General features: G+C 69.4%; 27 protein-coding genes. 20 read left to right on the top strand and 7 right to left on the bottom strand.

Annotated features, from left to right (window positions below; all coding sequences use genetic code 11):
- The first annotated feature begins 35 nt into the window (after nucleotides 1–35).
- Complete coding sequence (locus DMC64_RS15995) at nucleotides 36–641, top strand: hypothetical protein (protein WP_125734156.1); 606 nt, start codon at nucleotides 36–38, stop codon at nucleotides 639–641.
- Here DMC64_RS15995 and DMC64_RS15990 read toward each other — a convergent pair.
- On the bottom strand, nucleotides 638–1,156 hold the full coding sequence (locus DMC64_RS15990) for an NUDIX hydrolase (protein WP_037337505.1): 519 nt from the start codon (nucleotides 1,154–1,156) through the stop codon (nucleotides 638–640). The genes DMC64_RS15995 and DMC64_RS15990 overlap by 4 nt on opposite strands.
- Before the next feature lie 43 nt (nucleotides 1,157–1,199).
- Between DMC64_RS15990 and dop the strand changes: the two genes are divergently transcribed.
- The 4 genes from dop to prcA all read left to right on the top strand — a co-directional run bounded on the left by dop (nucleotide 1,200) and on the right by prcA (nucleotide 4,886).
- Nucleotides 1,200–2,702 (top strand): depupylase/deamidase Dop, encoded by a 1,503-nt coding sequence (dop, locus tag DMC64_RS15985; protein WP_016334163.1) that lies wholly within the window; start codon nucleotides 1,200–1,202, stop codon nucleotides 2,700–2,702.
- Between the two features lie 97 nt (nucleotides 2,703–2,799).
- Entirely contained in the window at nucleotides 2,800–2,994 is a 195-nt protein-coding gene (locus tag DMC64_RS15980) for a ubiquitin-like protein Pup (protein ID WP_005150863.1), read from the top strand.
- A gap of 77 nt (nucleotides 2,995–3,071) precedes the next feature.
- Nucleotides 3,072–3,908 (top strand): proteasome subunit beta, encoded by an 837-nt coding sequence (prcB, locus tag DMC64_RS15975; RefSeq protein ID WP_038513874.1) that lies wholly within the window; start codon nucleotides 3,072–3,074, stop codon nucleotides 3,906–3,908.
- A gap of 216 nt (nucleotides 3,909–4,124) precedes the next feature.
- Nucleotides 4,125–4,886: a proteasome subunit alpha gene (gene prcA / locus DMC64_RS15970; RefSeq protein WP_125734155.1), complete on the top strand. Its 762-nt coding sequence runs from the start codon at nucleotides 4,125–4,127 to the stop codon at nucleotides 4,884–4,886.
- 147 nt (nucleotides 4,887–5,033) lie between these two features.
- Here the strand turns inward: prcA and DMC64_RS15965 are convergent, their stop codons facing one another.
- Nucleotides 5,034–5,672, bottom strand: a complete 639-nt coding sequence (locus tag DMC64_RS15965; protein ID WP_125734154.1) for an RICIN domain-containing protein — start codon at nucleotides 5,670–5,672, stop codon at nucleotides 5,034–5,036.
- Nucleotides 5,673–5,958: 286 nt separating this feature from the next.
- Here DMC64_RS15965 and DMC64_RS15960 point away from each other — a divergent pair, with 286 nt between their 5' ends.
- Nucleotides 5,959–6,933, top strand: a complete 975-nt coding sequence (locus DMC64_RS15960) for a helix-turn-helix transcriptional regulator (protein WP_125734153.1) — start codon at nucleotides 5,959–5,961, stop codon at nucleotides 6,931–6,933.
- Here DMC64_RS15960 and DMC64_RS15955 read toward each other — a convergent pair.
- Nucleotides 6,930–8,408 (bottom strand): bifunctional phosphatase PAP2/diacylglycerol kinase family protein, encoded by a 1,479-nt coding sequence (locus DMC64_RS15955; RefSeq protein ID WP_125734152.1) that lies wholly within the window; start codon nucleotides 8,406–8,408, stop codon nucleotides 6,930–6,932. The genes DMC64_RS15960 and DMC64_RS15955 overlap by 4 nt on opposite strands.
- A gap of 147 nt (nucleotides 8,409–8,555) precedes the next feature.
- On the opposite strand from DMC64_RS15955, the gene pafA reads away from it, so the two are divergent.
- The 4 genes from pafA (at nucleotide 8,556) to DMC64_RS15935 (ending at nucleotide 12,326) form a co-directional block, all read left to right on the top strand.
- Nucleotides 8,556–9,914, top strand: coding sequence for a Pup--protein ligase (gene pafA / locus DMC64_RS15950; protein ID WP_037337524.1), 1,359 nt, complete (start codon nucleotides 8,556–8,558; stop codon nucleotides 9,912–9,914).
- Between the two features lie 80 nt (nucleotides 9,915–9,994).
- Nucleotides 9,995–11,038 carry an oxidoreductase gene (locus tag DMC64_RS15945; RefSeq protein ID WP_125734151.1) on the top strand — a complete coding sequence of 348 codons (1,044 nt, stop codon included), beginning with the start codon at nucleotides 9,995–9,997 and terminating at the stop codon, nucleotides 11,036–11,038.
- Nucleotides 11,039–11,050: 12 nt separating this feature from the next.
- Nucleotides 11,051–11,392 (top strand): helix-turn-helix transcriptional regulator, encoded by a 342-nt coding sequence (locus DMC64_RS15940; RefSeq protein WP_037337530.1) that lies wholly within the window; start codon nucleotides 11,051–11,053, stop codon nucleotides 11,390–11,392.
- 70 nt (nucleotides 11,393–11,462) lie between these two features.
- The gene (locus DMC64_RS15935) at nucleotides 11,463–12,326 is read left to right on the top strand and encodes a TIGR03620 family F420-dependent LLM class oxidoreductase (RefSeq protein ID WP_125734150.1); all 864 of its coding nucleotides are present in this window, start codon (nucleotides 11,463–11,465) and stop codon (nucleotides 12,324–12,326) included.
- On the opposite strand, the gene DMC64_RS15930 is transcribed toward DMC64_RS15935, so the two are convergent.
- Genes DMC64_RS15930 through DMC64_RS15920 form a run of 3 tightly spaced genes read right to left on the bottom strand, consistent with a single transcriptional unit; the run spans nucleotide 12,323 to nucleotide 14,438 of the window.
- Nucleotides 12,323–13,021, bottom strand: coding sequence for an SDR family oxidoreductase (locus DMC64_RS15930; protein ID WP_125734149.1), 699 nt, complete (start codon nucleotides 13,019–13,021; stop codon nucleotides 12,323–12,325). The genes DMC64_RS15935 and DMC64_RS15930 overlap by 4 nt on opposite strands.
- Nucleotides 13,018–13,470, bottom strand: a complete 453-nt coding sequence (locus tag DMC64_RS15925) for an SRPBCC family protein (RefSeq protein ID WP_125734148.1) — start codon at nucleotides 13,468–13,470, stop codon at nucleotides 13,018–13,020. Before DMC64_RS15925 ends, DMC64_RS15930 begins: the two co-directional genes overlap by 4 nt.
- A gap of 32 nt (nucleotides 13,471–13,502) precedes the next feature.
- The gene (locus DMC64_RS15920) at nucleotides 13,503–14,438 is read right to left on the bottom strand and encodes an NADP-dependent oxidoreductase (RefSeq protein ID WP_125734147.1); all 936 of its coding nucleotides are present in this window, start codon (nucleotides 14,436–14,438) and stop codon (nucleotides 13,503–13,505) included.
- Nucleotides 14,439–14,540: 102 nt separating this feature from the next.
- Between DMC64_RS15920 and DMC64_RS15915 the strand changes: the two genes are divergently transcribed.
- The 7 genes from DMC64_RS15915 (at nucleotide 14,541) to DMC64_RS15885 (ending at nucleotide 19,473) form a co-directional block, all read left to right on the top strand.
- Nucleotides 14,541–14,972 (top strand): helix-turn-helix domain-containing protein, encoded by a 432-nt coding sequence (locus DMC64_RS15915; RefSeq protein WP_037337545.1) that lies wholly within the window; start codon nucleotides 14,541–14,543, stop codon nucleotides 14,970–14,972.
- A gap of 9 nt (nucleotides 14,973–14,981) precedes the next feature.
- On the top strand, nucleotides 14,982–15,962 hold the full coding sequence (locus tag DMC64_RS15910; protein WP_016334181.1) for a YafY family protein: 981 nt from the start codon (nucleotides 14,982–14,984) through the stop codon (nucleotides 15,960–15,962).
- Complete coding sequence (locus tag DMC64_RS15905) at nucleotides 15,959–16,936, top strand: YafY family protein (protein WP_125734146.1); 978 nt, start codon at nucleotides 15,959–15,961, stop codon at nucleotides 16,934–16,936. Before DMC64_RS15910 ends, DMC64_RS15905 begins: the two co-directional genes overlap by 4 nt.
- 9 nt (nucleotides 16,937–16,945) lie before the next feature.
- A complete protein-coding gene (locus DMC64_RS15900; RefSeq protein WP_125734145.1) occupies nucleotides 16,946–17,155 on the top strand; it encodes a bacteriophage holin in 210 nt (69 codons plus the stop codon).
- A gap of 38 nt (nucleotides 17,156–17,193) precedes the next feature.
- Complete coding sequence (gene tatA, locus DMC64_RS15895) at nucleotides 17,194–17,526, top strand: Sec-independent protein translocase subunit TatA (RefSeq protein ID WP_037337552.1); 333 nt, start codon at nucleotides 17,194–17,196, stop codon at nucleotides 17,524–17,526.
- A 95-nt stretch (nucleotides 17,527–17,621) separates the two neighbouring features.
- Complete coding sequence (gene tatC / locus DMC64_RS15890; protein ID WP_125734144.1) at nucleotides 17,622–18,590, top strand: twin-arginine translocase subunit TatC; 969 nt, start codon at nucleotides 17,622–17,624, stop codon at nucleotides 18,588–18,590.
- A 7-nt stretch (nucleotides 18,591–18,597) separates the two neighbouring features.
- Complete coding sequence (locus DMC64_RS15885) at nucleotides 18,598–19,473, top strand: diacylglycerol kinase family protein (protein ID WP_125734143.1); 876 nt, start codon at nucleotides 18,598–18,600, stop codon at nucleotides 19,471–19,473.
- Here DMC64_RS15885 and DMC64_RS15880 read toward each other — a convergent pair.
- Entirely contained in the window at nucleotides 19,457–20,044 is a 588-nt protein-coding gene (locus DMC64_RS15880) for a hypothetical protein (RefSeq protein ID WP_125734142.1), read from the bottom strand. The genes DMC64_RS15885 and DMC64_RS15880 overlap by 17 nt on opposite strands.
- Before the next feature lie 112 nt (nucleotides 20,045–20,156).
- Here DMC64_RS15880 and DMC64_RS15875 point away from each other — a divergent pair, with 112 nt between their 5' ends.
- The 3 genes from DMC64_RS15875 to DMC64_RS15865 all read left to right on the top strand — a co-directional run bounded on the left by DMC64_RS15875 (nucleotide 20,157) and on the right by DMC64_RS15865 (nucleotide 25,231).
- Nucleotides 20,157–22,934 carry an RNA helicase gene (locus DMC64_RS15875; protein ID WP_125734141.1) on the top strand — a complete coding sequence of 926 codons (2,778 nt, stop codon included), beginning with the start codon at nucleotides 20,157–20,159 and terminating at the stop codon, nucleotides 22,932–22,934.
- Between the two features lie 279 nt (nucleotides 22,935–23,213).
- The gene (locus DMC64_RS15870; RefSeq protein ID WP_125734140.1) at nucleotides 23,214–23,990 is read left to right on the top strand and encodes a DUF4333 domain-containing protein; all 777 of its coding nucleotides are present in this window, start codon (nucleotides 23,214–23,216) and stop codon (nucleotides 23,988–23,990) included.
- A 41-nt stretch (nucleotides 23,991–24,031) separates the two neighbouring features.
- Nucleotides 24,032–25,231 carry a GNAT family N-acetyltransferase gene (locus DMC64_RS15865; RefSeq protein ID WP_125734139.1) on the top strand — a complete coding sequence of 400 codons (1,200 nt, stop codon included), beginning with the start codon at nucleotides 24,032–24,034 and terminating at the stop codon, nucleotides 25,229–25,231.
- Nucleotides 25,232–25,264 lie beyond the last annotated feature (33 nt).

Raw genomic sequence — 25,264 nt, 5'->3', positions numbered from 1 at the left:
CAAACGTCAGGCGGGACATCGGGGAGGACTCGAGAGTGCGTCATCGGCAGGTGCTCGCGGTGGCGACGGTCGCGCTGTTCGGTCTGTCGGGTTGCGCCGACCGTCCCAACGACCTCGACACCTACTACGACGACCCGACACCGACGCCCACGGTCGAGCCCGCGCAGCCTTCGGTCAAGCCGCAGGCCAACCCGGTTCCGCCGTCGTCGACCCAGGCTCCCATCCCCGCCGCCGTCTCCGCCGCGTTGCTGACCGACGAGGACGTCGCCGAGGAAGAGGTCGTTCCCGGCGAGAGTAAGGTGTCCGGCTGTCTGACCGGTCTGACCCGCGGCACGAGCCGTTCGGCGTCGTGGTCGTACCCGAGCGGCTCGACGCTGGAACACCAGGTCACCGAGTACACCGACCGTGATGCTTCGGATGTCGTCACCCAGGCGGAGTGCGAAGGCAGGAAACTCACCCTGGCGAAGCAGACCGGCATCGAGGTCCAGCGCGCCTGGTGCGAGGACAAGACCTGCACCGTGTTGCTCGCCAAGGGGAAACTCGTCTCCGCCCTCAGTGTGACCGCCGGAACCGAAGCGCGGGCGACGGACGCGGCGAAGCGGTTGTTGCCGATCGTCGCGCAGCGCCTCCGTTCGGCCTAGCGCGAGTCCCGTCGCCGAAACCATTCCAGGGCGCCCAGCCGGCCGTCCGGGATGAACCGGCTCTCCGGATCGTCGAGCCACGAACGCAACTCGCTCAGCGTCAGCCAGCGTCCTTCGACCACTTCGGACGGCTGATGCACGAAAGGGCCGTCCCAGCGCGTTTCGAAGGCGAAGTTGTGGGCACGGATCGTGTCGTCGTCGGTGACGTGGACGAAAAGCGGGCGTAGTTCCACTCCGTGAACACCCAGTTCTTCGGCCAGTTCCCGGCGTGCGCATTCCTCCGGGGTCTCGCCCGCGGCGACGATGCCGCCCGCCCAGCAGTCCCATGTGGAGGGATAGACGTCCTTGGTGGCCGTACGGAGATGCACGTAGACACGCTCTCCGTCACTCGAACGGACCAACACCACGCCCGCGGCGTGCCAGAGCCCCTCCGCGCGGACCCGGGAGCGCGTGGCCGCTCCCACCGCGGTTCCGTCGAGGTCATAGAGCGCAACGAGTTCGTCACTGCCTGACATGGGGGGCATCGTCGCACGGCTCCGACCCCGTAGGGTGGTGGGTATGCGGCGGATCATGGGAACCGAAGTCGAGTACGGCATCGCGGTGCCGGGCGACGCGACGGCGAACCCGGTACTCACCTCGACCCAGGTCGTGCTCGCCTACGCGGCCGCGGCGGACATCCCGCGGGCGAGGCGGGCACGCTGGGACTACGAGGTGGAATCACCCCTGCGCGACGCCCGCGGGTTCGACCTGACCGGCCCGAGCGGCCCAGGGCACGATCCGGACGTCGAGGACCTCGGCGCGGCGAACGTGATCCTGACCAACGGGGCGCGGTTGTACGTCGACCACGCTCACCCGGAGTACTCGGCGCCCGAGGTGACGAACGCGCGTGACGCGGTCATCTGGGACAAGGCGGGCGAACGGGTCATGGAGGAGGCGGCGCGCAAGGCGGCCACCGTTCCCGGGCAGCCCCCGTTGCAGCTGTACAAGAACAACGTCGACGGCAAGGGCGCGAGCTACGGCACGCACGAGAACTACCTGATGCAGCGGTCGACCCCGTTCACCGCGGTGATCGGGGGGCTGACGCCGTTCTTCGTCTCCCGTCAGGTGATCACGGGTTCCGGCCGGGTCGGCGTCGGGCAGCAGAGCGAGGAAGCGGGCTTCCAGCTCTCGCAGCGGTCCGACTACATCGAGGTCGAAGTCGGCCTGGAGACGACGCTCAAACGCGGCATCATCAACACCCGCGACGAGCCGCACGCCGACGCGGACAAGTACCGCCGTCTCCACGTCATCATCGGCGACGCGAACCTGGCCGAGTACTCGACGTATCTCAAGGTCGGCACGACGGCGCTGGTGCTGGACCTGATCGAGGCGGGTATCCGGTTCGACGACCTGAAACTGGACGAGCCGGTGCGGGCCGTGCACCAGATCAGCCACGACCCCACGCTGAAGGCCAAGGTGTCGCTGGCCAACGGGCGCAAGTACACCGGGCTGGACCTCCAGTTCGCCTACCACGAGATCGCGTCGGCGAACCTGGAGCGCACCGGCGCGGACGAAGCCTCCAAGGAGGTCCTGCGGGTCTGGGGCGAGATCCTCGACGCGCTGGCACGGGACCCCCAGGAATGCGCGGACAGGCTGGACTGGCCGGCGAAGCTGCGGTTGCTCGAGGGCTACCGCGCGCGGGACCAGCTGGCCTGGGGCGCGCCGCGGTTGCGGCTGGTCGACCTGCAGTACTCGGATGTCCGGTTGGACAAGGGCCTGTACAACAGGCTCGTCACCAGGGGTTCGATGAAACGCCTGGTGACCGAGGAGGAGGTGCTGGAGGCGGTCACGACCCCGCCTTCGGACACCAGGGCCTATTTCCGGGGCCGCACGCTGGAGAAGTACGCCAACTCCATCGCCGCGGCGTCGTGGGATTCGGTCATCTTCGACGTCGGCAGGGAATCGCTGGTGCGGATCCCGACGTTGGAGCCGTTGCGGGGCACGAAGGCCCACGTGGGGAAGTTGCTGGACGACTCCGCGACCGCCGAGGAGCTGGTGGAGGCGCTCACCGGTTCGGACTAGCGGGATTTCCTTTCATCGGGGTTAAGCGATCACGGATCCCACGGAATGTCGGGACCGCTGGGTAGGCTAGGAAACATCGGCCACACCGGGAGGCGAGATGGCTCAGGAAAAGATCGAAAAGCACGGCGGAGGCGACTCGGACGAAGAGTTCGAGGGCGGCGGTCCGGCGGGCCAGGAGCGGCGCGAGAAGCTCGGTGAGGACGTCGACACGATCCTCGACGAGATCGACGACGTGCTCGAGGAGAACGCCGAGGACTTCGTGCGCGCGTACGTGCAAAAGGGCGGCGAGTAGCTCGTTTTCCGGCGGCCCCGGGCCGGGGCCGCCTGTGCGGAGCCGGCGGATCACACAGATTGGAACTTTGAGCACGTATGGAACACACCTCGGGTAAGTCGGCGCTGCCCGCCGCGTACTTCTCGTCGGCGACCTCGTCGTTCTCGGACTTCCTTCGGGCGCAGGCGCCCGAGCTGCTCCCGGAGCGGCGGGTCGCGACGGGCGCGGGCGGGCTGGACGCGCCGCACGGCACGACGATCGTCGCGGTCAAGTTCGCGGGCGGGGTGCTGATCGCCGGTGACCGGCGGGCGACGTCGGGCAACCTGATCGCCTCACGCGACATGGAGAAGGTCCACGTCACCGACGAGTACTCGGCGGTGGGCATCGCGGGCTCGGCCGGGCTGGCGATCGAGATGGTGCGGCTGTACGCGGTCGAACTGGCGCACTACGAGAAGATCGAGGGCGTTTCGCTCTCGCTCGACGGCAAGACGAACAAGCTCGCGGGGCTGGTGAAGTCCAACCTCGAGATGGCGATGGCCGGGCTGGCCGTGCTGCCGCTGTTCGTCGGATACGACCTCGACGCCGAGGACGCGAAGCACGCGGGCCGCATCGTCTCGTACGACGCGACGGGCGGGCGCTACGAGGAGAACGCCGGCTACCACGCCATCGGTTCGGGTTCGCTGTTCGCCAAGGGCTCGCTGAAGAAGCTGTACGACCCCGACGCGGACGCCGAAGGCGCGATCCGGACGGCGGTGGAGGCCCTGTACGACGCGGCGGACGACGACAGCGCGACCGGCGGACCGGATCTGGTGCGCCGGATCTTCCCGACGATCGTGACGGTCACCGCGGAGCAGGGTGCGGTGGCGTTGCCGGTCGAGCAGACGACCGCGGTGGCCGAGGCGGTCGTGGCCGGACGAGCCGAGCGCGGACGCTAGGCCGTGTCCTGTGAGTCTGTTCGATGGGCTTCGTGATCCAGGTGGTTCCTGGCGGTGCGGGCGGGGCGGCCTCGTACCGGGTCGTACTCGGCCGCACCCGCCCGTGCCGTCAGGGACGACCTGGGCGCGGAGACCGCGAACAAGACTTGCAGGACACGGCCTAGCCCTTCTCCCTGTCCCCTTCCCGATGAGAGCCCGAAAGAGCGGAGCACCACAGTGACGATGCCGTTGTACGCCTCTCCCGAGCAGTTGATGCGGGAGCGTTCCGAGATCGCGCGCAAGGGCATCGCGCGTGGCCGGAGCGTGGTCGTGCTCAAGTACCGCGGTGGCGTGCTGTTCGTGGCCGAGAACCCCTCGGCGACGTTGCACAAGGTGTCGGAGATCTACGACCGGATCGGTTTCGCGGCCGTCGGCCGCTACAGCGAGTTCGAGAACCTCCGTGTCGCCGGTATCCGGCACGCGGATCTGAAGGGCTACCAGTACGACCGGCGGGACGTCAGCGCGCGTGCGCTGGCGAACGCGTACGCCGCGACGCTGGGCAGCATCTTCACCGAGCAGCTGAAGCCGTTCGAGGTCGAGGTCTGTGTCGCCGAGGTCGGCGACACCGCCGCCGAGGACCAGCTGTACCGGCTGACCTACGACGGTTCGATCTTCGACGAGCCGAAGTTCGTCGTGATGGGCGGTCAGGCCGACACGCTCACCACGAAGCTGAAGGAGAGCTTCGAGCCGGACATGGAGCTGGGCGCGGCGCTCGGTGTCGCGGTGAAGGCGTTGCGCGACAACACTCCCACGCCCGCGAACGGCGATTCGGACCCGGTGAAGCTCGAGGTCGCCGTGCTGGAGCGGGAGCGGCGTGGCCGCAAGTTCCGCCGGGTCGCCGGTGCGGCACTGGAGGCGCTGCTGCCCGCCGAGCCCGAAGAGCCGAAGAAGGACGACGCCGACGGCGACAAGCCCGAAGGTGAGTCCAAGAAGGACTGAGCCTCTGTACGCGAAGGGCCCCTTCCCACGTTGGGAAGGGGCCCTTCGAGTTCTCACCCCACGTTTGTACACAGTGGAACGCCGTGAAGGCCTCCTTCCCTACCTTGAGAGTAGGGAAGGAGGCATTCACGGAGCGATCAGCCGAGATCAGGCGGGGGTGTCGCCCCACCACTGGCTGCGGCCGCCGGCGATGAAGCTCCACAGCTGGAGCCGCGTGCCGTTGGTCGACGAGTTGCCTTCAGCGGTCAGGTAGCGGCCGCTGGCCGGGCTCTGGAAGCGGACGTAACCCTCGGGGTTGACGGTGCCGCCCCACCACTGGTTCTTGGCACCGGCGATGAAGTCCCAGAGCTGGACGATGGTGCCGTTCTTGTTGATGCTGTTGAGGTCCGCGTCCAGGTAGCGGCCGCTGGCCACGTTCTGGAAGCGGGAGTAGCCCTCGGGGTTGTCGGTGATGTAGAACGCCTGGTGGTCCGCGTTCAGGTTGCAGTCCCAGAGCTGCATCTTGGTGCCGTTGCGGTTGATGGTGTTGAGGTCGGCGTCCCAGCACTTGTTCGGGTTGAGCCCGGACGGGATGAGGTACATGTCCGCGTCGGCGACACCCGCGGCCTGCGTGCGCGCGCCGGTCGAGGTGCGCTTGACCGGGATGAGCTTGATGCCGTGGACGGTGACCGTGTTGAACCCGTCGCCGGCGGGCTTCGGGGCCGCGGTCGCGGCCGGAGCGGTGACCAGGGTCAGGACACCCGCGGCGGCGGCGATGATTCCCGCCAGGCGCTTCATTTTCGTCATTTTCTTTCCCCTTTGTGGAAAGCGTTTTCTCCCAGTGAGCGAAGGGGAACGGCGGAAGACGACAGGCCGCGACGAAACGCGGCCCGCAGGCCAAGCCGGTGAATCCCCCTCGTTGGAAGGCTCCGCGTAAACCCCCGAGAAGCGGGCCTTCTCCGAACATCATTCAGGTCTGAACCACGGCCGTCGAGGAGATTTCCGATAGCGGCAATAAGGCTGTTCAGCGATGTAACGGAATGGCCCGCCTCGCGATCACACGGCGACAACTTCGAGCAAGGCGAGGACATCCGTGCGCATCGAGCTGACGTTGCAGGACCTGACGCGCGTTCGGCTCGCGCCCGAAGCCGATCCCTTGGCCGAGCTGGTTTCGAGTCTGCAGATCCTGCAGCGGCGTGACGCGGGTTCGGCGTTGTTCAACCGATGGCGGCATCGGGTCCGGCTCGGCCTGGGGGAGTCGGCTTCGGTGCTGTTGTGGTTGTGCCGCCCGTATGCGCCGATTCCCGCGTTCCTCGTGCCGGGCGTGGACGAAAGCGGTTTGGAAGCGGGGCTCGCGGAAGTCGCCCGCACCGAGCCGCTGTGCTTGAAATCGGCGTTGCGGGATTTCCCGGTGAACCGGGAGCTGCCGTCGTGGGCGGCCGGATTGCCGGACGGGGACACGGCCGGGCTGCCGAAGCTCGTCCAGGCGATGCAGGACTACTTCGAACTGTCGCTGGCGCCGGGCTGGGAGCCGGCACGGGCACAGGTGGACGCGGACCGGGGGATGCGGGCGCAACTGCTCCTGCACGACGGCGCCGACGCGATGCTCACCAGTCTGCGGCCGCTGGTGCGCTGGTCTTCGCCGGTGCTGGAGGTCGGCGACGGGATCGTCGGTTCCTGCGGCACGGACGGCGGCGGGCTGATCATCTCGCCGACGTACTTCGCGGTGTGCCCGGTGATCGTCCCGGCGGCGGGACGATCACCGGTCCGGCTGCTTTACCCCTCGGTGCGGCAGGCGGCCCCGTCGACCGGCTACGGCCGCGACGTGCGGAGATCGCCGGACACCGCCCTAGCCGACCTGCTCGGCCCGACGAGGGCGGCGACGCTGGCGGTCCTGGCGGTCGGCTGCAGCACGTCGGAGCTGGCCGCCCGGTTGGGCGTGACCCCGTCGGCGGCCAGTAAGCACGCCGCCGTGTTGCGGCGCGCGGGGCTCATCACCACCGAACGGGACCGCAACGCCGTGCTGCACGCGCTGACGCCGCTCGGCACCGCGCTGTTGGGTAACTAGAGCCGGTAGATGGTGAGCGCGCTGGGCCGCGACCGGAAGCGGAAGTCGTTCCCGAGCGGGCCGACCTCGCCGTCGGTGGCGACCCGGCGGTTGCCGTTGAGCAGCCGGACGTGCAGCTCCGGGACGTCGAGTTCTTGGTAGACGTGGCTGGCGTTGAGGCTGTTCGTGATCGTCGCGAGGATGAACCGCGCCCGCGAGTACGGCACGTCGGCGCGCAGGTAGCGCACGTCGAGCAGGCCGGTGTCGAGGGCTGGGCGACGTGAGGGCGCGAAACCCTTCGGCGAGTAGGTGCCGTTTCCGACGAACAGCAGCCAGATGCTGGTGTGCTTGCCGTTGAGGGTCACTTCGAGCGGCTTCGCGCGCCGGAGGGTACGGGCGAGCGCGATCGCCGCGGACGGCCACTTCGGATGCCGCTTCTGCAGCTTTTCCCGGATGCGGACCATCTCCGGGTAGCCGCCGAGGCTGGCGGTGTTGACGAAGTAGCGGTGGTCATCGTCGTCGTTGATCTCGACCTCGCCGAGGTCGACTCCGACGGCGTTGCCCGCTTCGGTCGCGGCGTCCGCGTCGGGCATCGAACGCATGCCGACGTCGCGGGCGAAATGGTTGAGGGTGCCCGCCGGGATGAGCGCGAGCGGGAGATCGTGGTCGGCCGCGACGGCGGCCACCGCGGCGACGGTCCCGTCGCCACCGGCGACACCGAGCGCGCGCACGGTGTTGTCGCGGGCGGCGATCTCGTCGCAGAGCTGATCGCGCAGGTCCCGTTTCGCGTCCGGGTACAGGATGGTGGCCTTGGGCCAGGCGAAACGGGCTTCCTCGGTCGGGTCCTGGCCGTCGATCCCCGAATGCGGGTTGACCAGGACGAGCATGTCCTCGCCGTCGCGCATCTCCGGCGCCTCGGCGGTGTGCGCGGTGCGGCCGGGGACGTCGTCGTTCAGCGGCCACCAGTGCCGCGTCAGCAGGCCCGCGCCGACGCCGATGCCGATCCCCACCCCGACGTCACTGGGCCAGTGGACGCCCGTGTGGACCCGGGAGTAGGCGACCGCGGCGGCCAGCGGCACGAGGGCGGCACCCGTCTTGGGCGATTCCATCGCGACGGCCGTGACGAAGGCGGCCGCCGACGCCGAGTGTCCGGACGGGAACGACGACGACGTCGGGCGCCGGACGAGGCGCCGGTGCATCGGCACCTCCTCGGCGGCGGGACGGCGGCGCGGGAACAGCGGCTTGCCGATCAGGTTCGCCGCCGCGCTCGCCCCGGCGATGGCGGCCACGCCGCGGAGCGCGCCCCGGCGCGTCGGGCCCTTCTTCGCCGCGAGGGCGATCGCGACACACCACCAGAGCTTGGACTTGTCCGCACTTTTGGAGAGTGAGGTGATCACGTCGTCGGCCCTGGTCCTCGGCAGGGCCGCACTGCGGGCCATCAACCGCCGATCGGTCCGTCCGACCTTGCGGAAAGGGCGTTTGAGCTGCTTTAACACGGGTTCCCCACTTCCGGGCCGGGACGTCATGCGCGTGATACCCGATCGGGACTTCCCGCACACCTTTCACCGAATGCAACGTACCGACCGCGTGTCGCCGCCCGAACGGCGCACCGTCAGTGGGTCCTCACCGCCTACTCTGGTGGAATGCAGCGGCGGATCTTTGGCATCGAGACCGAGTACGGGGTCACGTGCACCTTTCACGGGCAGCGCAGGCTCTCCCCGGACGAGGTGGCGCGTTACCTGTTTCGGCGTGTCGTGTCCTGGGGGCGTTCGTCGAACGTCTTCCTGTCGAACGGCTCGCGGCTCTACCTCGACGTGGGCTCCCACCCCGAGTACGCGACGGCCGAATGCGACGACCTCGTCCAGCTCGTCACGCACGACAAGGCCGGTGAGCGCATCCTCGAGGACCTCCTGGTCGACGCCGAGCGGCGGCTGGCGGACGAGGGCATCGGCGGCGACATCTTCCTGTTCAAGAACAACACCGACTCGGCGGGCAACTCCTACGGGTGCCACGAGAACTACCTGGTGACCCGTGCCGGGGAGTTCTCGCGGATCGCCGACGTGCTGCTGCCGTTCCTGGTGACCCGGCAGCTGATCTGCGGCGCGGGCAAGGTGCTGCAGACGCCGCGTGGCGCCGTGTACTGCCTGTCCCAGCGAGCGGAACACATCTGGGAAGGCGTCTCCAGCGCCACCACGCGTTCGCGGCCGATCATCAACACCCGCGACGAGCCGCACGCCGACGCGGAGCGCTACCGGCGCCTGCACGTGATCGTCGGCGACTCGAACATGGCCGAGCCGACCACGATGCTCAAGGCGGGCTCGGCGAACCTGGTACTGGAGATGATCGAGGCCGGCGTCCAGTTCCGCGACTTCACGCTGGACAACCCGATAAGGGCCATCCGCGAGATCAGCCACGACCTCACCGGCCGCCGCCAGGTGCGGCTCGCCGGCGGTCGCGAGGCGTCGGCGCTGGACATCCAGCGCGAGTACCACGCCCGCGCCGTCCAGCACGTCAAGGAGACGGGTTCGTCGCCGCAGTCCGAGCGCGTCGTCGAGCTGTGGGGCCGGGCGCTGGAGGCGGTCGAGCAGCAGGACTTCAGCAAGATCGACACCGAGATCGACTGGGCGATCAAGCACCGGCTGGTCGAGCGCTACCGCAACAAGCACGACCTCGATCTGTCGAGCCCGCGGATCGCCCAGCTCGACCTGGCCTACCATGACATCCGCCGTGGCCGCGGCATCTTCGACCTGCTGCAGCGGAAGGGGCTCGTGCGGCGGGTCACCGACGACGGCGAGATCGAGCTGGCCAAGGACACCCCGCCGCAGACCACGCGGGCGAAGCTGCGCGGTGACTTCATCGCCGCCGCGCAGGCCGCCGGGCGCGACTTCACCGTGGACTGGGTGCACCTCAAGCTGAACGACCAGGCGCAGCGGACCGTGCTGTGCAAGGACCCGTTCCGCTCGGTGGACGAACGCGTCGAGAGGCTCATCTCCTCGCTCTGAATTACTCCGTGAAGGCCATCTTGGAGGGCGCCGCGCGCTCTAAGGTGGCCTTCACGGATCTTCGAGGGAGAGGTGCGCCGATGCGCCGTGCGTTGCTGGTCCTGCTGGGAGCGGTCGTCCCGCTGGCGTTCTCCGGCGTCGCGCACGCCGCGCCGGAGTGTCCGGATCCCGCGTGGGTGGAGACCCCGACGGGCACGGACGCCCAGCTTCGAGGGCTGTCCGCGGTGGATTCCCGGACGGCGTGGGTCAGCGGCAGCAGAGGCACCATCCTGCGCACCACCGACCGCGGCCGCACTTGGCAGCCGGTCGCTCCGGCCGGTACCGAGGCGCTCGACTTCCGCGACATCGAGGCCTTCGACGCCGAGCACGCGGTCGCCCTGTCGATCGGGCCCGGCGACGCGTCCCGGATCTACCGCACGGACGACGGCGGCGCGAGCTGGCGACTGTCCTTCCAGAACAGCGAGCCGGCCGCCTTCTACGACTGTCTCGCGTTCTTCGACCACCGGCGCGGTCTCGCGATGAGCGACCCGGTGGACGGCAAGTTCCGGTTGCAGTCCACTTCGGACGGCGGCCGCACCTGGAAGCCCGTCCCCGCCGAGGGCATGGTCCCCGCACTCGACGGCGAGTTCGGCTTCGCCGCCAGCGGTCAGTGCCTCACGACGTCGGGGCCGCGTGACGCGTGGATCGCCACCGGCGGCGGTGCCCGCGCCCGGGTCCTGCATTCCGGCGACGGCGGGACGACCTGGGAGGCGGCCGACACCCCGTTGCCCAGCGGCGCGTCCGCGGGCGTCTTTTCGGTGACCTTCCGGGATCCGCGGCACGGCGTGGCGATCGGTGGCGACTACGCGGCGCCGAACGCGCCCGGCCCGGCGGTCGCGCTCAGCGCGGACAAGGGCCGCACCTGGCGGACGCCGTCCGAGGCGCCGGTCGGCTACCGCTCGGGTCTGGCGTGGCTGGGGAACACGGTGCTCGCCGTCGGCCCCGGAGGAAGCGACGTGAGCCCGGACGGCGGGCGGCACTGGAAGTCGTTCGACACCGGATCGCTGGACTCCGTCGACTGCGCCCGCGGTGCGTGTTGGGCGAGTGGGGCGAAGGGACGGGCCGCTCGCCTCGGGACGGCCTAAGCTCGAAGGACTATGACCGCACAAGCCGAACCGGTCCCGCAGACCACCGAGCAGCTGGTCGAGGTGCTGAAGGCGCTCGCCAACCCGATCCGGCTCCAGGTGCTCGGGTGGCTGCGCGAGCCGGACCGCCATTTCCCGCCGGAGAAGGCGATCGCCGACCAGAACGAGGTCGGCGTCTGCGTCAGTCATCTCCAGGCCAAGCTGGGGCTCGCGCAGTCCACGGTGTCCGCGTACATGGCGTTGCTGCAGCGCGCCGGGCTCGTCGAGTCCACGCGGGTGGGGAAGTGGACGCACTACCGCCGCGACGAGCGCCGGATCGCGCAGCTCGTCGACCTGCTGGGACGCTCCATCTGACCTCACCGGGAATAACATATCGAAAATCTGCGATACTTCGATATGTTGGACTCGACCTGAGGAGAGAGAGATGGAACTGGGGCGTTTCGGGATCTGGACGTTCGACTTCGAGGATCAGCCCGCGAGCATGCTGCGGGATTCCGTGCGGGAACTGGAAGAACTCGGCTGGCCCGCGATCTGGATCCCGGAACGGGACGGGCGCGAAGCGCTGACCCATGCCGGATTCCTGCTCGCGTCCACCGAGCGGATGGCCGTGGTCAACGGGATCGCGCGCATCGGTTCCCGCGGTGCGCGCTGGACCCATGGCGCGGCACTGCTGCTCGCCGACGCGTATCCGGGCAGGCATGTCCTGGGGCTCGGCTTCGGTGGCGCGCAGCCCGGCGTCAGGCCGCTCGACGCGATGAGCGAATACCTCGACGAACTCGACTCCGTCACCAGCGCGAACCCGCTGCCCGAGGCGCCGATCCGGCGGCTGCTCGCGGCGTACGGACCGAAGATGCTCGGCTTGGCCCGCGACCGATCGGAGGGCGCGCACACCTACCACGTGACGGTGTCGCATACCGCCCAAGCCAGGGAAGTGCTGGGGGAGAAGGCCTTCCTCGGCGTCGAGCACGCCGTGCTGTTCGAAACCGATCCGGGCAAGGCGCGCGAGATCGCCCGTGAACACCTGCACGACTACCTGACTTCGGAGTACAACGTCGCCAAGTTCCGTCGTCTCGGCTACACCGAGGCCGATATCGACGGCGGCCGCGGCAGCGACCGGCTCGTCGACGACCTCGTGTTCTGGGGCGACCTCGACACCATCGTCGCGAAACTGCACGGACATCTCGACGCCGGCGCCGACCACGTCGGCGTCCAGGTCATCGGTGTCGAACCCGGCGAATCGGCCATGCCGCATTGGCGGCGGCTGGCCGAGTCCCTGTTGCCGCGCTAGCGGAGCTGGCCGGTCGGGCGGACCACGATCTCGTTGACGTCGACCGAGGGCGGCTGCTCCAGCGCGTAGAGCACCGCCCTCGCGACGTCGTCGGGCTCCAGTTTCGGCTTGGACTTCGAGTCCTCGGGGATCATCGAGGTGTCGACCAGGCCCGGCTGCACGACCGTGACCCGGACGCCGGTGCCGACGGCCTCCTCGCGGATGGAGCCGGCGAGCCCGGTCACCGCCCATTTCGTCGCCGAGTAGAGGTTGCCGGGCCGGTGGTAGCGCCCGGCGACCGAGCCGGTGAGCACGAGGTGCCCCTTCGACTCGGCGAGCGACGGCAGGGTCGCCCGCGCGGTGAGGGCGGTGCCGTAGACGTTCGTCAGCACCATGTCCCGCCACTGTTCCGGGTCCGCGCCGCCGTCGCCGAAGAACGAGACGACGACGCTCTGCCCCGCGTTGGCGAACACCGCGTCCAGCCTGCCGAAGGTGTCCTTCACCGTTTCGACCGCGGCGGACAGCGAAGTCCAGTCGGTGACGTCGGCCGCGAGCGCCAGCGCGCGATCATCGCCGAATTCGGCGACGAGCGGGAGCAGTGCCTCGCGGTTGCGGGCGAGCAACGCGAGGCGGAACCCGGCCGCCGCGGCCCGGCGTGCGGTGGCTTCGCCGAGCCCGCGGGAGGCGCCGGTGATCAGCAGTACTCGATCGTTCATGCCTCCAAACTAGGCGGCGTGTAGGTGTCCCACTCCGGCACCGGTTCGCCGACGAGCGAAGCGCCCAGCCGGTCGAGGTAGAAATGCCAGCCCTTGACGATGTCCGAGGTGTCCCACTCGGTCTCGGGCAGCAGGTGCACGAAATCGAGCACCGTTCCTTCGCCGCGCTCGGTCAAGGTCAGCTCGACCCGCCACGCGGGCTGATCGGTCACGCCCAGATCCATCACCAGCCGCTTCGGCGGATCGCATTCGCGGATGACGGCCGGTCCCGGTTCGGAACCCTCCTCCGCGGTCATCGTCAGCATGATCGTGTTGCCGACCCCCGCCTCGCCCGTCCACGGGCCGATCCAGCGGGCCGTCCGGGCGGGTTCGGTGAGCGCCGACCAGACGTCTTCGATCGGGTCCGGGTACTCACGCCGGAGTTCGAGCCGGGTCACGTCGTTGTCCATGACGCGAAGATAACCGTGGACTTAATTAAGCGTCAACTTATGAGAACCAGCCGTCCGCGGAGCCCGCCGGCCGCCAGGAGTTCGTGGGCTTTCACCGCCTCGCCCAACGGCAGGGTGTCCGCGACCCGCAGAGCGAGCGTGCCGTCGTCGACCAAGGTCGCCAGCCCGGCGAGTGCGGTTCCGTCGGCGCGGATCCAGACATGCTCGACCTCGATGCCACGCAAGGGGATCGGTGCCGCTCCGGCCGCGAACACCACGAACCGGCCACGGCTCGCCACGGCGTCCAGGGCTTCGAGCCCGAGCAGGGCCGTGTCCAGTGCGGCGTCGACACCGCCGGGGATCACCGCCCGCACGCGATCGGCGAGGAAATCCCCGCGGGGCACGAAAACCTCCGCGCCGAACCCGCGGACCAGTGCCTCGTCGGCGGAACCGGCGACCGCGACCACCCGGAAGCCGCGTGCCTTGGCCAAGGTGACCGCGTAGCCGCCGACGGCCCCCGCCGCGCCGGTCACCAGGACCGTCGCTCCCGGCGGGAGATCGAGAAGATCGAGCGCCTGGACCGCGGTGAGACCGTTCAACGGCAGGGTCGCGGCCTCCTCGGGGGACGCCGTCCGCGGTGCGGCGGCTAGCGCGTCCGCGTCGAGGACGACGAACTCGGCGTACGTGCCGAGCGCCGCCGACGGCCGGTCCCGCAGGCCGATCACACTGTCTCCGACGGCGAATCCGGTGACGTCGTCACCCACGGCGTCGACCGTCCCCGCCACGTCCCACCCGATCCCGAGCACCTCACGCGGCGGGACGATCCCCGCCTCGGTCAGGAAACCCGTCCGGGTCCCGGCGTCGACCGGGTTGACGGCGGCCGCGGCCACCTTCACCCGCACTTGACCGGGACCCGGTGACGGCACCGGGACTTCGGTGAATTCCAGGACTTCCGGGCCGCCGAACCGGCGGACCACCACTGCACGCATTGTTCTCCTCCAGGGATCGTTCCCGGCGAACGTATGGGGAGTTACTCTCCATCGGGAAGTACGCACTTCGAGGTGCCCAACCCACACGGAGGTACGCGCACCGTGGTCACGCGCACGGCACAGGAACGGCGGGACGAGGAGAAACGGGCTTACGACGCCTATCTCGCGGCCTGCCCCGCCCGGAAACTGCTCGACGAGGTCTCGGGCAAATGGGTCAGTCTCGTCCTCGTGGCGCTCGGCGACGGGCCCCAGCGCTACAGCGACCTCTCCCGCCGGATCGCCGGCGTCAGCCAGAAGATGCTCACGCAGACCCTGCGGACATTGGAGCGGGACGGTCTGCTGACCCGCACCGTCACTCCGTGCGTGCCGGTGCGCGTGGACTACGAACTGACCGAACTCGGCCGGAGTCTCCGGCAGCTGCTGGCCGGGATCAAGGACTGGGCCGAGACCCGGTTCGACGAGGTGGAGAGCGCCAGGGATCGTTACGACGCGCGATCGGCGGCTGTCACCATCGGGTCGGACGGCGCGGGCTAGGGTAGCCGGGTGTCCACCGCACGCGCCGAACGTCTGGTCAACCTGGTTCTGGCCCTCCTGTCCACCCGGCAGTACCTCACCGCCGAGCGGATCCGGGGCATCGTGCCCGGGTACGCCGACGCGGCCAGCGACGAGGCGTACTTCCGCATGTTCGAGCGCGACAAGACCGAACTGCGCGAGCTCGGCATCCCGCTGGAGACGGGCCGCAACTCGGCGTTCGACGCGATCGACGGCTACCGCATCGCGCGGCGCGACTACGAACTCGGCGAGATCGACCTCGCGCCCGACGAAGCGACCGCGGTCGGGCTCGCCGTCCGGCTGTGGGATTCCCCGGAACTGACCGGTGAAGCCCAAGGGGCACTGGTGAAACTCCGCGCCGCCGGGGTCGAGGTCGACGACCATGCCCCGACCGTCGTCGAGCCCCGTGTCCGGGCCGAGCCGGCGTTCGGCCCGCTGCTGGCCGCCGTCCAAGCCGGACAGGCGGTGCGTTTCGAGTACCGGCGCAGTGGTTCGGCCGAGCGCAAGATCCGCACCCTCGAACCGTGGGGCGTGGTGTCGTGGAAGGGCCGCTGGTACGTCGTCGGGCATGACAGGGACCGTGGCGCGTCCCGCTGCTTCCGCCTCTCGCGCGTGACGGGGAAGGTCGACGCCTTCGGGGAAACCGGCGTCGTCGAACGCCCGGAAGGGGTCAACCTGCTGAAGATGGTCTCCGCCAGCAGCGGCGAGGACCCGTCCGCGCCGACCATCGCCAGTGTCTGGGTCGCCGACGGCCGGGCCGCCGGGGTCCGCCGCCGCGGCCGGGTGGTCGGCCGTAGCGACGCCGGGGGAGAAGAAGGCGACCTCGTGGAGATCGAGCTGTACTACCCGGAATCCGCCGCGGACTGGCTCACCGCCCACGGCCCGGACGTCCTCGTCCTCGAACCCGAGGTGCTCGCGAAGTCGGTCTTCAGCCGTCTCGAAGCCATCGCGCACGCGGGCGGTGCCCGATGAGCACCACCGGACGGATGCCGCGCCTGCTCGCGCTCGTGCCTTATCTCCTCGCCCGGCCCGGCATCAAGATCGACGACGCCGCCCACGACTTCGACGTCACGCCCAAGCAGCTGCGCAAGGATCTCGAGCTGCTGTGGATGTGCGGGTTGCCCGGTTACGGGCCCGGCGACCTGATCGACCTCTCCTTCGAGGGCGACACGATCGTCGTCACGCACGACGCCGGCATGAACCGCCCGCTGCGGCTCACCGGCGGCGAGGCGACGGCCATGCTCGTCGCGCTGCGGGCGTTGGCCGAGACGCCCGGAGTGGTCGACGCCGACGCCGTTCGCCGCGCCATCGCGAAGATCGAGGCCGCCGCGGGGCAGGCGCAGCCGTCGGGGATCGTCGTCGGCGGGGGAGTGCGCGAGGGCAAGAAGACGGCCGGGACGCGTGAAGCCGTCCGGGCCGCCCTCACCGCCAAACGTGCGCTGCGGATCCGCTACTACACCGCGTCGAAGGACGAGATCACCGAACGGACCGTCGATCCCATGCGGTTGCTCATCGTCCAGGCGGTCGGCTACCTCGAAGCGTGGTGCCGTCGCGCCGAGGGCGTCCGGTTGTTCCGGCTCGACCGCATCGACGAACTGACCGTGCTCGACGAACCCGCCGTCCCGCCGGCGCACGCCCGGCCCACTGACATTTCCGATGGTGTTTTCCGGCCGCGTCCCGATCAGCAGGAAGCCGTCCTCGTCCTCGATCCCGACACACGCTGGGTAGCCGAGTACTACCCCTGCGAGGAGCTCGACGAGCTCGACGGCGGGCGGCTGCGCATCCGGATGCGCTATGCCGACGAGTCGTGGATGGTCCGGCTGATCCTCGGTCTCGGCGGGGACGCGCAGGTCGAGAGCCCGGCCGCGCTGGGCGAGGCAGTTCGTCAGCGAGCGGCCGACGCACTGGCCCGGGCTCGTCACCTAACGTCAACCTACGAGCAGTAGGGTGACGCCGTGTCGTACCTGCCGAGCGTCGCGCTCGCCGTCGCCGGGCTGATCCTGCTCTTCGTTTTGCTAATCAAATTACGCAGAGTCTTGCGCGTGCTCACCCATACGGTGAGCATGGTGGCTACGAACACCCGAAAACGGACAGGGCTCCTTCGTGCCAGGTCGGCCGCGCTCCGCGTGGCGATCGCGCAACGACGTGGGCTCGAAGACCGGTAACATCACACACGAGAGACTCGAGAAGGAGGCCGCAAACGATGAACGCGCTGCAGCCGTGGCACATCATCATCCTGGTGCTCGTCGTTGTTCTGCTGTTCGGCGCCAAGAGGCTTCCGGACGCCGCGCGGTCCATCGGCAAGTCCATGAAGATCTTCAAGGCCGAGACCAAGGACATGGCCGGGGACAAGGACAAGGCCGCCGAGACCGAAGAGGTCGAGACCAAGCAGCTGCCGCAGGCCACCACGCCCGCGCCCGCCGCGAGCGCGCAGGACAAGCAGGTCGCCGACCTCCAGCGTCAGCTCGACGAGCTCAAGAAGCAGCAGGCCGCCACGCCCGCTCCGGCCGAGCAGGCGCAGAAGAACGCCAGCTGAGCGGTCTTTAGTTAGCCAAGCGGAGCCTGTTCGCGGATGAGCGCGCCGAAGTACCGGCGCGCTCATGGTGGACCCTGACGAGAACGGACTGTCCAGTGGCGGATTCCGCCTCCGGTGAGGAGCGCCGCGGTTCGAAGCGGCGCAAGCGCAGCCGTCGGAGCAACCCCGACGGCACGATGACGCTCATCGAGCACATCTACGAGTTCCGGCGCCGTCTGGGCTTCGCACTGCTCGCTCTCGTCGTCGGCGGGATCTTCGGTTTCATCTGGTTCCAGACGACGCTGGGCCCTGTCCCCTCGCTGGGCAAATTGCTGGTCGATCCGTACTGCGCCATTCCCGCGGACCGTCGGTTCGGCGGGAGCGAAGGCGAGTGTAAGCTTCTGCAGACCGTGCCCTTCGAAGCGTTCATGACGCAGTTGAAGGTCGGTCTCGCGGGTGGCGCGGTCCTGCTTTCGCCGGTGTGGCTCTATCAAATCTGGGCGTTCATCGCGCCCGGCCTCTACTCGAAGGAGCGCAAGTACGCGCTCACCTTCGTCGCGTTCGCTTCGGCACTCTTCGCCGCGGGCGCCGTGCTGGCGTACCTCCTCGTCCCGCACGCTCTCGAACTGCTGATGAACTTCGGTGGCGACCAGTTCATCACCGCGCTCACTGCGGACAAGTACGTTTCGTTCATCCTGTCGCTGCTGGTGATCTTCGGCGTCAGTTTCGAACTCCCACTGCTCGTGGTGATGCTGAACCGCGTCGGTGTCCTGAAGTACCAGACGCTCAAGAAGTGGCGCCGCGGCCTGATCATGGTCGTGTTCGTCTTCGCCGCCTTCGCGACACCTGGTTCGGACCCGTTCTCGATGCTCGCCCTGGCGGGCGCGCTGGTGGTGCTCCTGGAGCTGTCCATCCAGATCGCGCGCTTCCACGACCGCAAGCTCGACAAGGAACGCGGCACCGAGGGCTGGGACCAGCTCGCCGACGACGAAGCCGCGCCGTTCGACTACACGCCGAGCACGATCGACGAGGAGCCGTCGGCCGCCACGAACGGCAAGCGCACCAGCACCGACGACGTCACCTGAGCCGGGGATGCACGCGGCGCTGGCCGTTCACCCCGCCTCGGGTAACGGGGCCGCGGAACGGCTGATGGAGTCGGTCGCGGCGCGGCTGCGGCCCGTCGTCGACCGGCTCGACGTCCTCGTCGCGCACACGGTCGAAGAATCCCGCGCGCTGATGACCGACTCGCGTGCGGCCGGGCTGGACGTCCTCGTCGTGCTCGGCGGTGACGGTGCGGCACACCAGGGCGTTCAGTTCTGCGCCGAATCCGGTGTCGCGCTCGGGCTCGTCCCCGCGGGCACCGGCAACGACTTCGCCAGGGCGCTGGACATCCCCGAACGGCCGCACGCCGCCGCCGATCTCGTCGCCAGGCGGATCGCGGCGGGGAAACGGCGACGAGTCGATCTCGGGCGGGCCGGTGGCGAATGGTTCGCCACCGTGCTGTGCTCCGGCTTCGACGCACTGGTCACCGAACGCGCCAACCGGCTGACCTGGCCGCGCGGCCCGCGCCGCTACGACGTCGCGATCCTGGCCGAACTCGCCGCGTTCCGGCCTCGGCCGGTGGTGCTCCGCACGGACGTCGAGACCCTTGAACTCGACGCCACCATGATCGCCGTCGGCAACACCCCGTTCTACGGCGGCGGCATGCGGATCTGTCCCGGAGCCGATCCGGAGGACGGGCTGTTCGACGTCACCGTCGTGGGCAACGCGACCCGGCGCGACCTGCTCCGCATGCTGCCCGGTGTCCGCTCCGGCGGGCACATCGCGCATCCGGCGGTCCGGACCCTCAAGGCCGCCCAGATCCACTTGGCCGGCAGCGACCTGCCCGTCTACGCCGACGGTGAGCCGCTGGGCGGGCTGCCGATCGACGTCACCTGCGTGCCCGGAGCGCTCACTGTCGTCGGGTGAGCCCGGCGTAGTCACCCGCCCGCCACACCTGCCCGCGGAACGCCGCGGGCGACATCAGGTCGCCGCGCGGGAAGAACACGCCGCCGCAGCGATGGCAGAACCACGCCTGTCGCCAATACTCCAGCGCGTCCGGGATACCTCGCCGGATCCGCGCGTTGCGTCGTAGCCGGAGCACGAACAGCACGGCGAACAGAGCGACCAGCGCGAAGCCGCCGAAGGGGAAGATCGACGCTCCGATGATCTGCGCGACCCTGCCGTCGGTGGTCGGCGCGACGTTCTCGTCCAGCACGTCGTCGGCGAAGGCGAGGAACACGAACGCGGGGATCAGCAGCACCAAAGCGAGCGACAGGAAGCACCCGCCGCCACGAAGCACCGGATACGGGTTGAGCGAGGCCGCGGTCGCGGTCACCGACACACCCGTGTGCGTCGTTGCGGTGTAGACCACGCCGTCACCGGCGGGAATGGCCGTCATACCGCCTTGCACGCGGTAGGTCGTCTGCCCGCTCTGGAACACCGCCGGCACGCTCTGCACCTGGTCGACCTGCGCGCACTGCGGGCAAGCGATCTCCATGGCGTCCCCTCTCGATCACGAATCCGCCCCTTGGATGACACAGGCGTGGCGGCCGTTCCCGAGATCGTCACACCGAGTGCGAACTGTCGGTGGGGTATGGAACCCTGACGAAGTGGTCAATAGCCCTTCTCAGACCCCGGCCGAGGCCTACGCGGCCTCCCAGCGCCGCGCTCGATATCCCCAGCTGACCCGCTTCGCGGCCGAATCGTCGTTCGAGTTCGACGACTTCCAGGTCCGCGGCTGTGAGGCGCTCGAAGACGGTCACGGCGTGCTCGTCTGCGCGCCCACCGGAGCCGGGAAGACCGTGGTCGGCGAGTTCGCGGTGCACCTCGCCCTCGCCGAGGGGCGCAAATGCTTCTACACGACACCCATCAAGGCGTTGTCGAACCAGAAGTACGCCGACCTCGTCGGCCGTTACGGGGCCGACGCGGTCGGGCTGCTGACCGGTGACACGTCGATCAACGGCAACGCACAGGTCGTGGTCATGACCACCGAGGTCCTGCGCAACATGCTGTACGCCGGGTCTTCGACCATCGGCGAGCTCGCGTACGTGGTGATGGACGAGGTCCACTACCTCGCCGACCGGTTCAGAGGCGCCGTCTGGGAAGAGGTCATCCTCCACCTGCCCGAGCACGTCCGCGTCGTCGGCCTGTCGGCCACGGTGAGCAACGCCGAGGAGTTCGGCGAATGGCTCGTCGAGGTCCGCGGCGACACCACCGTCGTCGTCGACGAGCACCGCCCCGTGCCGCTGTGGCAGCACATGCTGGTCGGCAACCGGCTGCTGGACCTGTTCGCCGGTCAGGAGGAACACGCGCCCGGCGCCGAACTGCGGATCAACCCCGGCCTGCTGCGCCGCACCGAGGAGATCGGCGGACGGTTCGCCCCGGCCGGGTTGCGCGGACCACGCGGGCGGCGAGGCGCGCCGTCGCGGATGCCGCGGTTCCGGCCGACGTCCCGCACGGACACGGTCGAGCGGCTGGACAACGCCGGTCTGCTCCCCGCCATCGTGTTCATCTTCTCCCGCGCCGGCTGCGACGCCGCCGTCGGTCAGTGCGTGCGGTCCGGCCTGCGGCTCAACGGCCCCGAAGAGGTCGAGAAGGTCCGCCGGATCGTCGCCGAGCGCACCAAGGACCTGCCCGAAGGCGACCTCGGCGTCCTCGGCTACTGGGAATGGCGCGAGGCGCTCGAACGCGGTATCGCCGGGCACCACGCCGGGCTGCTCCCGGCGTTCAAGGAAACCGTCGAGGAGCTGTTCGTCCAAGGGCTGGTGAAGGTCGTCTTCGCCACCGAGACGCTCGCGCTCGGCATCAACATGCCCGCGCGCACCGTGGTGCTGGAACGGCTGGTCAAGTACAACGGCGAGGCGCACGTCGACCTGACACCGGGGGAGTACACCCAGCTCACCGGGCGGGCCGGGCGGCGCGGGATCGACGTCGAAGGCCACGCGGTCGTCGTCTGGCAGCCGGGGATCGACCCGAAGCAGGTCGGCGGCCTGGCCTCGACCAGGACGTATCCGCTGCGGTCGTCGTTCCGGCCCGGGTACAACATGGCGGTGAACCTGGTCGCCCAGGTCGGCGCCGATGCGGCCCGTGACCTGCTGGAACAGTCGTTCGCGCAGTTCCAGGCCGACCGGTCGGTGGTCGGGACGGCGCGGCGGATCGAGCGGAACAAGGAGGCCCTGCGGGGCTACACCTCCGCCATCACCGGCGATTTCGACGAGATGCTGGAGTACGTCGAGCTGCGGGCGAAGATCTCGGCGCGGGAGAAGGCGCTCTCACGGCAGAACACCTCCGCTCGCCGGGCGGGCACCGCCGAGTCGCTGGAGAAGCTCCGCAAGGGCGATGTCATCGCCGTGCCGGCGGGACGGCGCGCCGGGCTCGCGGTCGTCGTCGATCCGGGGCTCGACCCGATCCGCGAACCGCGGCCCGTCGTGGTCACCGAGGACCGCTGGTCCGGACCACTGTCGGTCTCGGACTTCCCGTCGCCGGTCGAGGCGCTGGGGAACATCAAGCTGCCGAAGCACATCGAGCTCCGCTCGCCCAAGACAAGGCGCGACATCGCCTCCAGTCTGCGCAACGCGGGAATCTCCTTGCCCGGCAGGCAAAAGCGCCGCGCCGGAGCCAATGAGGACGGTGAGCTGGCCGCGCTGCGGCGGGCGCTGCGCGCGCATCCATGCCACGGTCTGGCCGAACGCGAGGCGAACCTGCGCTGGGTCGAGCGGTACCAGCGGCTCACAGCCGAGACGGAGCAACTGGAACGCAAGGTCGCCGCGACCACGCACTCGCTGGCGCGCGCCTTCGATCGCATCCTGCGGCTGCTCGGCGAGCGCGGCTACCTCGGCCCGGCGTCGAAGGGCGACGGCGAGGACCGGGTCACCGAACACGGCAAGCGGCTCACCCGGCTCTACAGCGAGTCGGATCTGCTCGCCGCCGAATGCATCCGGCACGACGTCTGGAAGGGCCTGGCCCCCGCCGAACTCGCGGCCGTCGTCTCGACGCTGGTCTTCGAGGCGCGCCGGGACACCGCGGGGGAGCCGCGTCTGCCCGCGGGCAAGGTGGTCGACGCCTGGCAGGCGACCACGCGCCTGTGGATGGAGCTCACCGAAGACGAGCGGCGGCACAAGCTGGACCGCACGCGCGAGCCCGACGCCGGTTTCGCCTGGCCCGTCTACCGATGGGCGCGCGGCGAATCGCTGGAGAAGGTGCTCACCGCCGCCGAAGCGAACGGCCAGGAGCTCTCGGCCGGTGACTTCGTGCGGTGGTCGCGGCAGGTCATCGACCTGCTCGACCAGATCCGCGACGTCCTCGGCAAGGCGGATCCGGTCGGGGCGGCGGCTTCGGACGCGGTGAAGGCGTTGCGCCGCGGAGTCGTGGCGGCCGGCGGCGCGTGACCGGAGGCGTGACTCGCGTGATCAGGGACGTGACTCGCGTGATCGGAGGCCGCACTCGCGGTGTTCCGCCTCTGATCACGCGAGTTCCGGCTTCGATCACGTGAGTGCGGCGTTGGGCTGACCGGCGGAACGGACGCGCCTCCGGTGTGAGCACGGTCGCGGGGAGTTGACCCGACACCGGCCGGGAACAGTGGGCAGGGGCGCCGACCTGTGGTTGGATCGCCCACGACGGCCATGCAGGTCGGCCGGTGACGATGGCGGAAAAGGCGGAGGCGAACGATGAGCACGCCGTATGGCGGCAACGACCCGCAGCAGCAGCCCCAGTGGGGGCAGCAGCCGGGCTACGGCCAACAGCCGGGCGGCGCTCAACCGCCAAGTGGCCCGCAGCAGCAACCGCAGTGGGGCCAGCAGCCGCAGTACGACCCGTCGCAGACCCAGCAGCAACAGCCGCAGTGGGGTCAGCAGCCCGCGCCGTACGACCCGTCCCAGCAGCAGCCCGGGTATCCGCAGCAGGATCCCTCCCAGACGCAGCAACAGCAGCCGCAGTGGGGCCAGCAACCGCAATACGGCCAGCAGCCGGGATATCCGCAGAGCGGGCCCCAGCAGCAGCCGGGCTACCCGCAGAGCGGCCCGCAGCAGCAGCCCCAGTACGGGCAGCAGCAGCCCGGCCAGTACGACTACGGCCAGAGCCAGTTCCCGGGCACCCAGGGCGAGACGCAGGACAAGCCGAAGTCCAAGAAGGGCCTCTTCATCGGCATCGGCGCGCTCGTGGTGATCATCGCCGCGGTCGGCATCCTCGGGTTCGTCACGCCGGGCTGGTTCAACACCCAGGTCTTCAACAACACCCAGATGCAGACCGACGTGCAGAAGCTGCTCACCGAGACCTACGGGATCAAGGAGATCAGCGCGGTCACCTGCCCCTCCGGACAGGAGGTCAAGGACGGGGTGAAGTTCACCTGCACCGCCACGATCGAGGGCAAGCCGCAGGAGGTGCCGATCACCGTGAAGGGTGACACCGGCAACTACGAGGTCTCGCCACCCGCCACCACCAAGTAAACCGCGGGCGCCGGGCACGGTCGATCCTGCATGATCGTGTCATGAGCGACTTTTCAGTGCGGCCGTTGCGGTCCGACGAGGAACGGGCCGCGACGGATCTGTTCAGGCGGGCCTTGCACGTCAAGGAGATGACCGACGAGGAATGGTCGGCCATCGCCCCGTCGATGCAGCCGGATCGCGGGTTCGGTGCGTTCGACTCGGAGCTGATCGGCACCCTCCGGTCCTTCGACTCGGAGGTGACGCTGCCCGGTGGCGGCACCACGCCGCTCGCCGCGGTCAGCCTGGTCGGCGTCCGCGCCGATCGCATCCGTCGTGGCGTGCTGACCGCGCTGATGCGTGCCCAGTTCGAGGATTTCGCCGCCCGGGGGATTCCCGCGGCGATGCTGCACGCGTCCGAGGGCGCCATCTACGGCAGGTTCGGGTACGGCGTCGCGGTGCGTGCCAAGTCGATCGAGATCGACAAGCGCCGCGCGCGGTTCCGTCCCGAAGTGCCCGCCGGTGGGCAGATCTCCCTCCTTGATCTCGAGAGCACCATCGAGCAATGGCCTTCGCTCTTCGACGCGCTCCCGCGCACCCGGCCCGGCATGATCGCGCGCAGCCCGCATCTGTGGCCGGGCTACGAACGCGAAGTGCGGCGGGCGACAACGCCGGTCACGACGGCGGTGCACACCGGCGCGGACGGCGCCGACGGATTCGTCACCTACACCGTCGAGCGAGCCCACTTCGGCGACCCGGCACGGCTGAAGATCCATTCCTTCCATTACGCGAACTCGGACGCGTTCGCCGGGCTGTGGCGCTACCTGCTCTCTGTGGACCTGGTCGACCGCATCACCGCCGAAAAGCGGCCGCTCGACGAACCGGTCGAGCTGCTGTTCACGGACCCGCGTGACGTGGCGGTGAACAAGGTCCAGGACGAGGGCTGGTTCCGGCTGGTCGACGTCGAGACGATGCTCGGCGCCCGCACGTACCGGGGCGAGCCGGTCGTCGTCGAGGTCACCGATCCCTTCCTGGAGCACAACTCCGGCCGCTATCGCCTCTCCGAGGACGGCGCCGCCCGGACCACCGATCCAGCGGATCTCGAACTGCACGCCGACACCCTGTCGATGGTCTACCTCGGCGGCTGGCGTCCCTCGGATCTCGCGTTCGCCGGACGCGTCCGCGCGACCGGGGAGACCGCACTGGAGCGAGCGGACCAGCTGTTCGGCACGCGGGTGAACCCCTGGTGCGGTACCTTCTTCTGACGTTGGATGATCACACCGGTGGGGGTGCAGAAG

It is taken from the genome of Amycolatopsis sp. WAC 04197, assembly GCF_003947475.1.
GTDB classification, from domain to species: Bacteria; Actinomycetota; Actinomycetes; order Mycobacteriales; family Pseudonocardiaceae; genus Amycolatopsis; species Amycolatopsis japonica.
The sequence above is the reverse complement of the archived record's forward strand: the minus strand, read 5'-3'. Positions and strand labels throughout refer to the sequence as shown.

What these genes read in the sequence shown, in the direction of transcription:
- DMC64_RS15990 (WP_037337505.1), bottom strand. Translation starts at nt 1,156, where the DNA reads ATGTCAGGCAGTGACGAACTCGTTGCGCTCTATGACCTCGACGGAACC.
- dop (WP_016334163.1), top strand. Translation starts at nt 1,200, where the DNA reads ATGCGGCGGATCATGGGAACCGAAGTCGAGTACGGCATCGCGGTGCCG.
- DMC64_RS15980 (WP_005150863.1), top strand. Translation starts at nt 2,800, where the DNA reads ATGGCTCAGGAAAAGATCGAAAAGCACGGCGGAGGCGACTCGGACGAA.
- prcB (WP_038513874.1), top strand. Translation starts at nt 3,072, where the DNA reads ATGGAACACACCTCGGGTAAGTCGGCGCTGCCCGCCGCGTACTTCTCG.
- DMC64_RS15965 (WP_125734154.1), bottom strand. Translation starts at nt 5,672, where the DNA reads ATGACGAAAATGAAGCGCCTGGCGGGAATCATCGCCGCCGCCGCGGGT.
- pafA (WP_037337524.1), top strand. Translation starts at nt 8,556, where the DNA reads ATGCAGCGGCGGATCTTTGGCATCGAGACCGAGTACGGGGTCACGTGC.
- DMC64_RS15945 (WP_125734151.1), top strand. Translation starts at nt 9,995, where the DNA reads ATGCGCCGTGCGTTGCTGGTCCTGCTGGGAGCGGTCGTCCCGCTGGCG.
- DMC64_RS15940 (WP_037337530.1), top strand. Translation starts at nt 11,051, where the DNA reads ATGACCGCACAAGCCGAACCGGTCCCGCAGACCACCGAGCAGCTGGTC.
- DMC64_RS15935 (WP_125734150.1), top strand. Translation starts at nt 11,463, where the DNA reads ATGGAACTGGGGCGTTTCGGGATCTGGACGTTCGACTTCGAGGATCAG.
- DMC64_RS15930 (WP_125734149.1), bottom strand. Translation starts at nt 13,021, where the DNA reads ATGAACGATCGAGTACTGCTGATCACCGGCGCCTCCCGCGGGCTCGGC.
- DMC64_RS15925 (WP_125734148.1), bottom strand. Translation starts at nt 13,470, where the DNA reads ATGGACAACGACGTGACCCGGCTCGAACTCCGGCGTGAGTACCCGGAC.
- DMC64_RS15920 (WP_125734147.1), bottom strand. Translation starts at nt 14,438, where the DNA reads ATGCGTGCAGTGGTGGTCCGCCGGTTCGGCGGCCCGGAAGTCCTGGAA.
- DMC64_RS15905 (WP_125734146.1), top strand. Translation starts at nt 15,959, where the DNA reads ATGAGCACCACCGGACGGATGCCGCGCCTGCTCGCGCTCGTGCCTTAT.
- tatA (WP_037337552.1), top strand. Translation starts at nt 17,194, where the DNA reads ATGAACGCGCTGCAGCCGTGGCACATCATCATCCTGGTGCTCGTCGTT.
- DMC64_RS15885 (WP_125734143.1), top strand. Translation starts at nt 18,598, where the DNA reads ATGCACGCGGCGCTGGCCGTTCACCCCGCCTCGGGTAACGGGGCCGCG.
- DMC64_RS15880 (WP_125734142.1), bottom strand. Translation starts at nt 20,044, where the DNA reads ATGGAGATCGCTTGCCCGCAGTGCGCGCAGGTCGACCAGGTGCAGAGC.
- DMC64_RS15870 (WP_125734140.1), top strand. Translation starts at nt 23,214, where the DNA reads ATGAGCACGCCGTATGGCGGCAACGACCCGCAGCAGCAGCCCCAGTGG.
- DMC64_RS15865 (WP_125734139.1), top strand. Translation starts at nt 24,032, where the DNA reads ATGAGCGACTTTTCAGTGCGGCCGTTGCGGTCCGACGAGGAACGGGCC.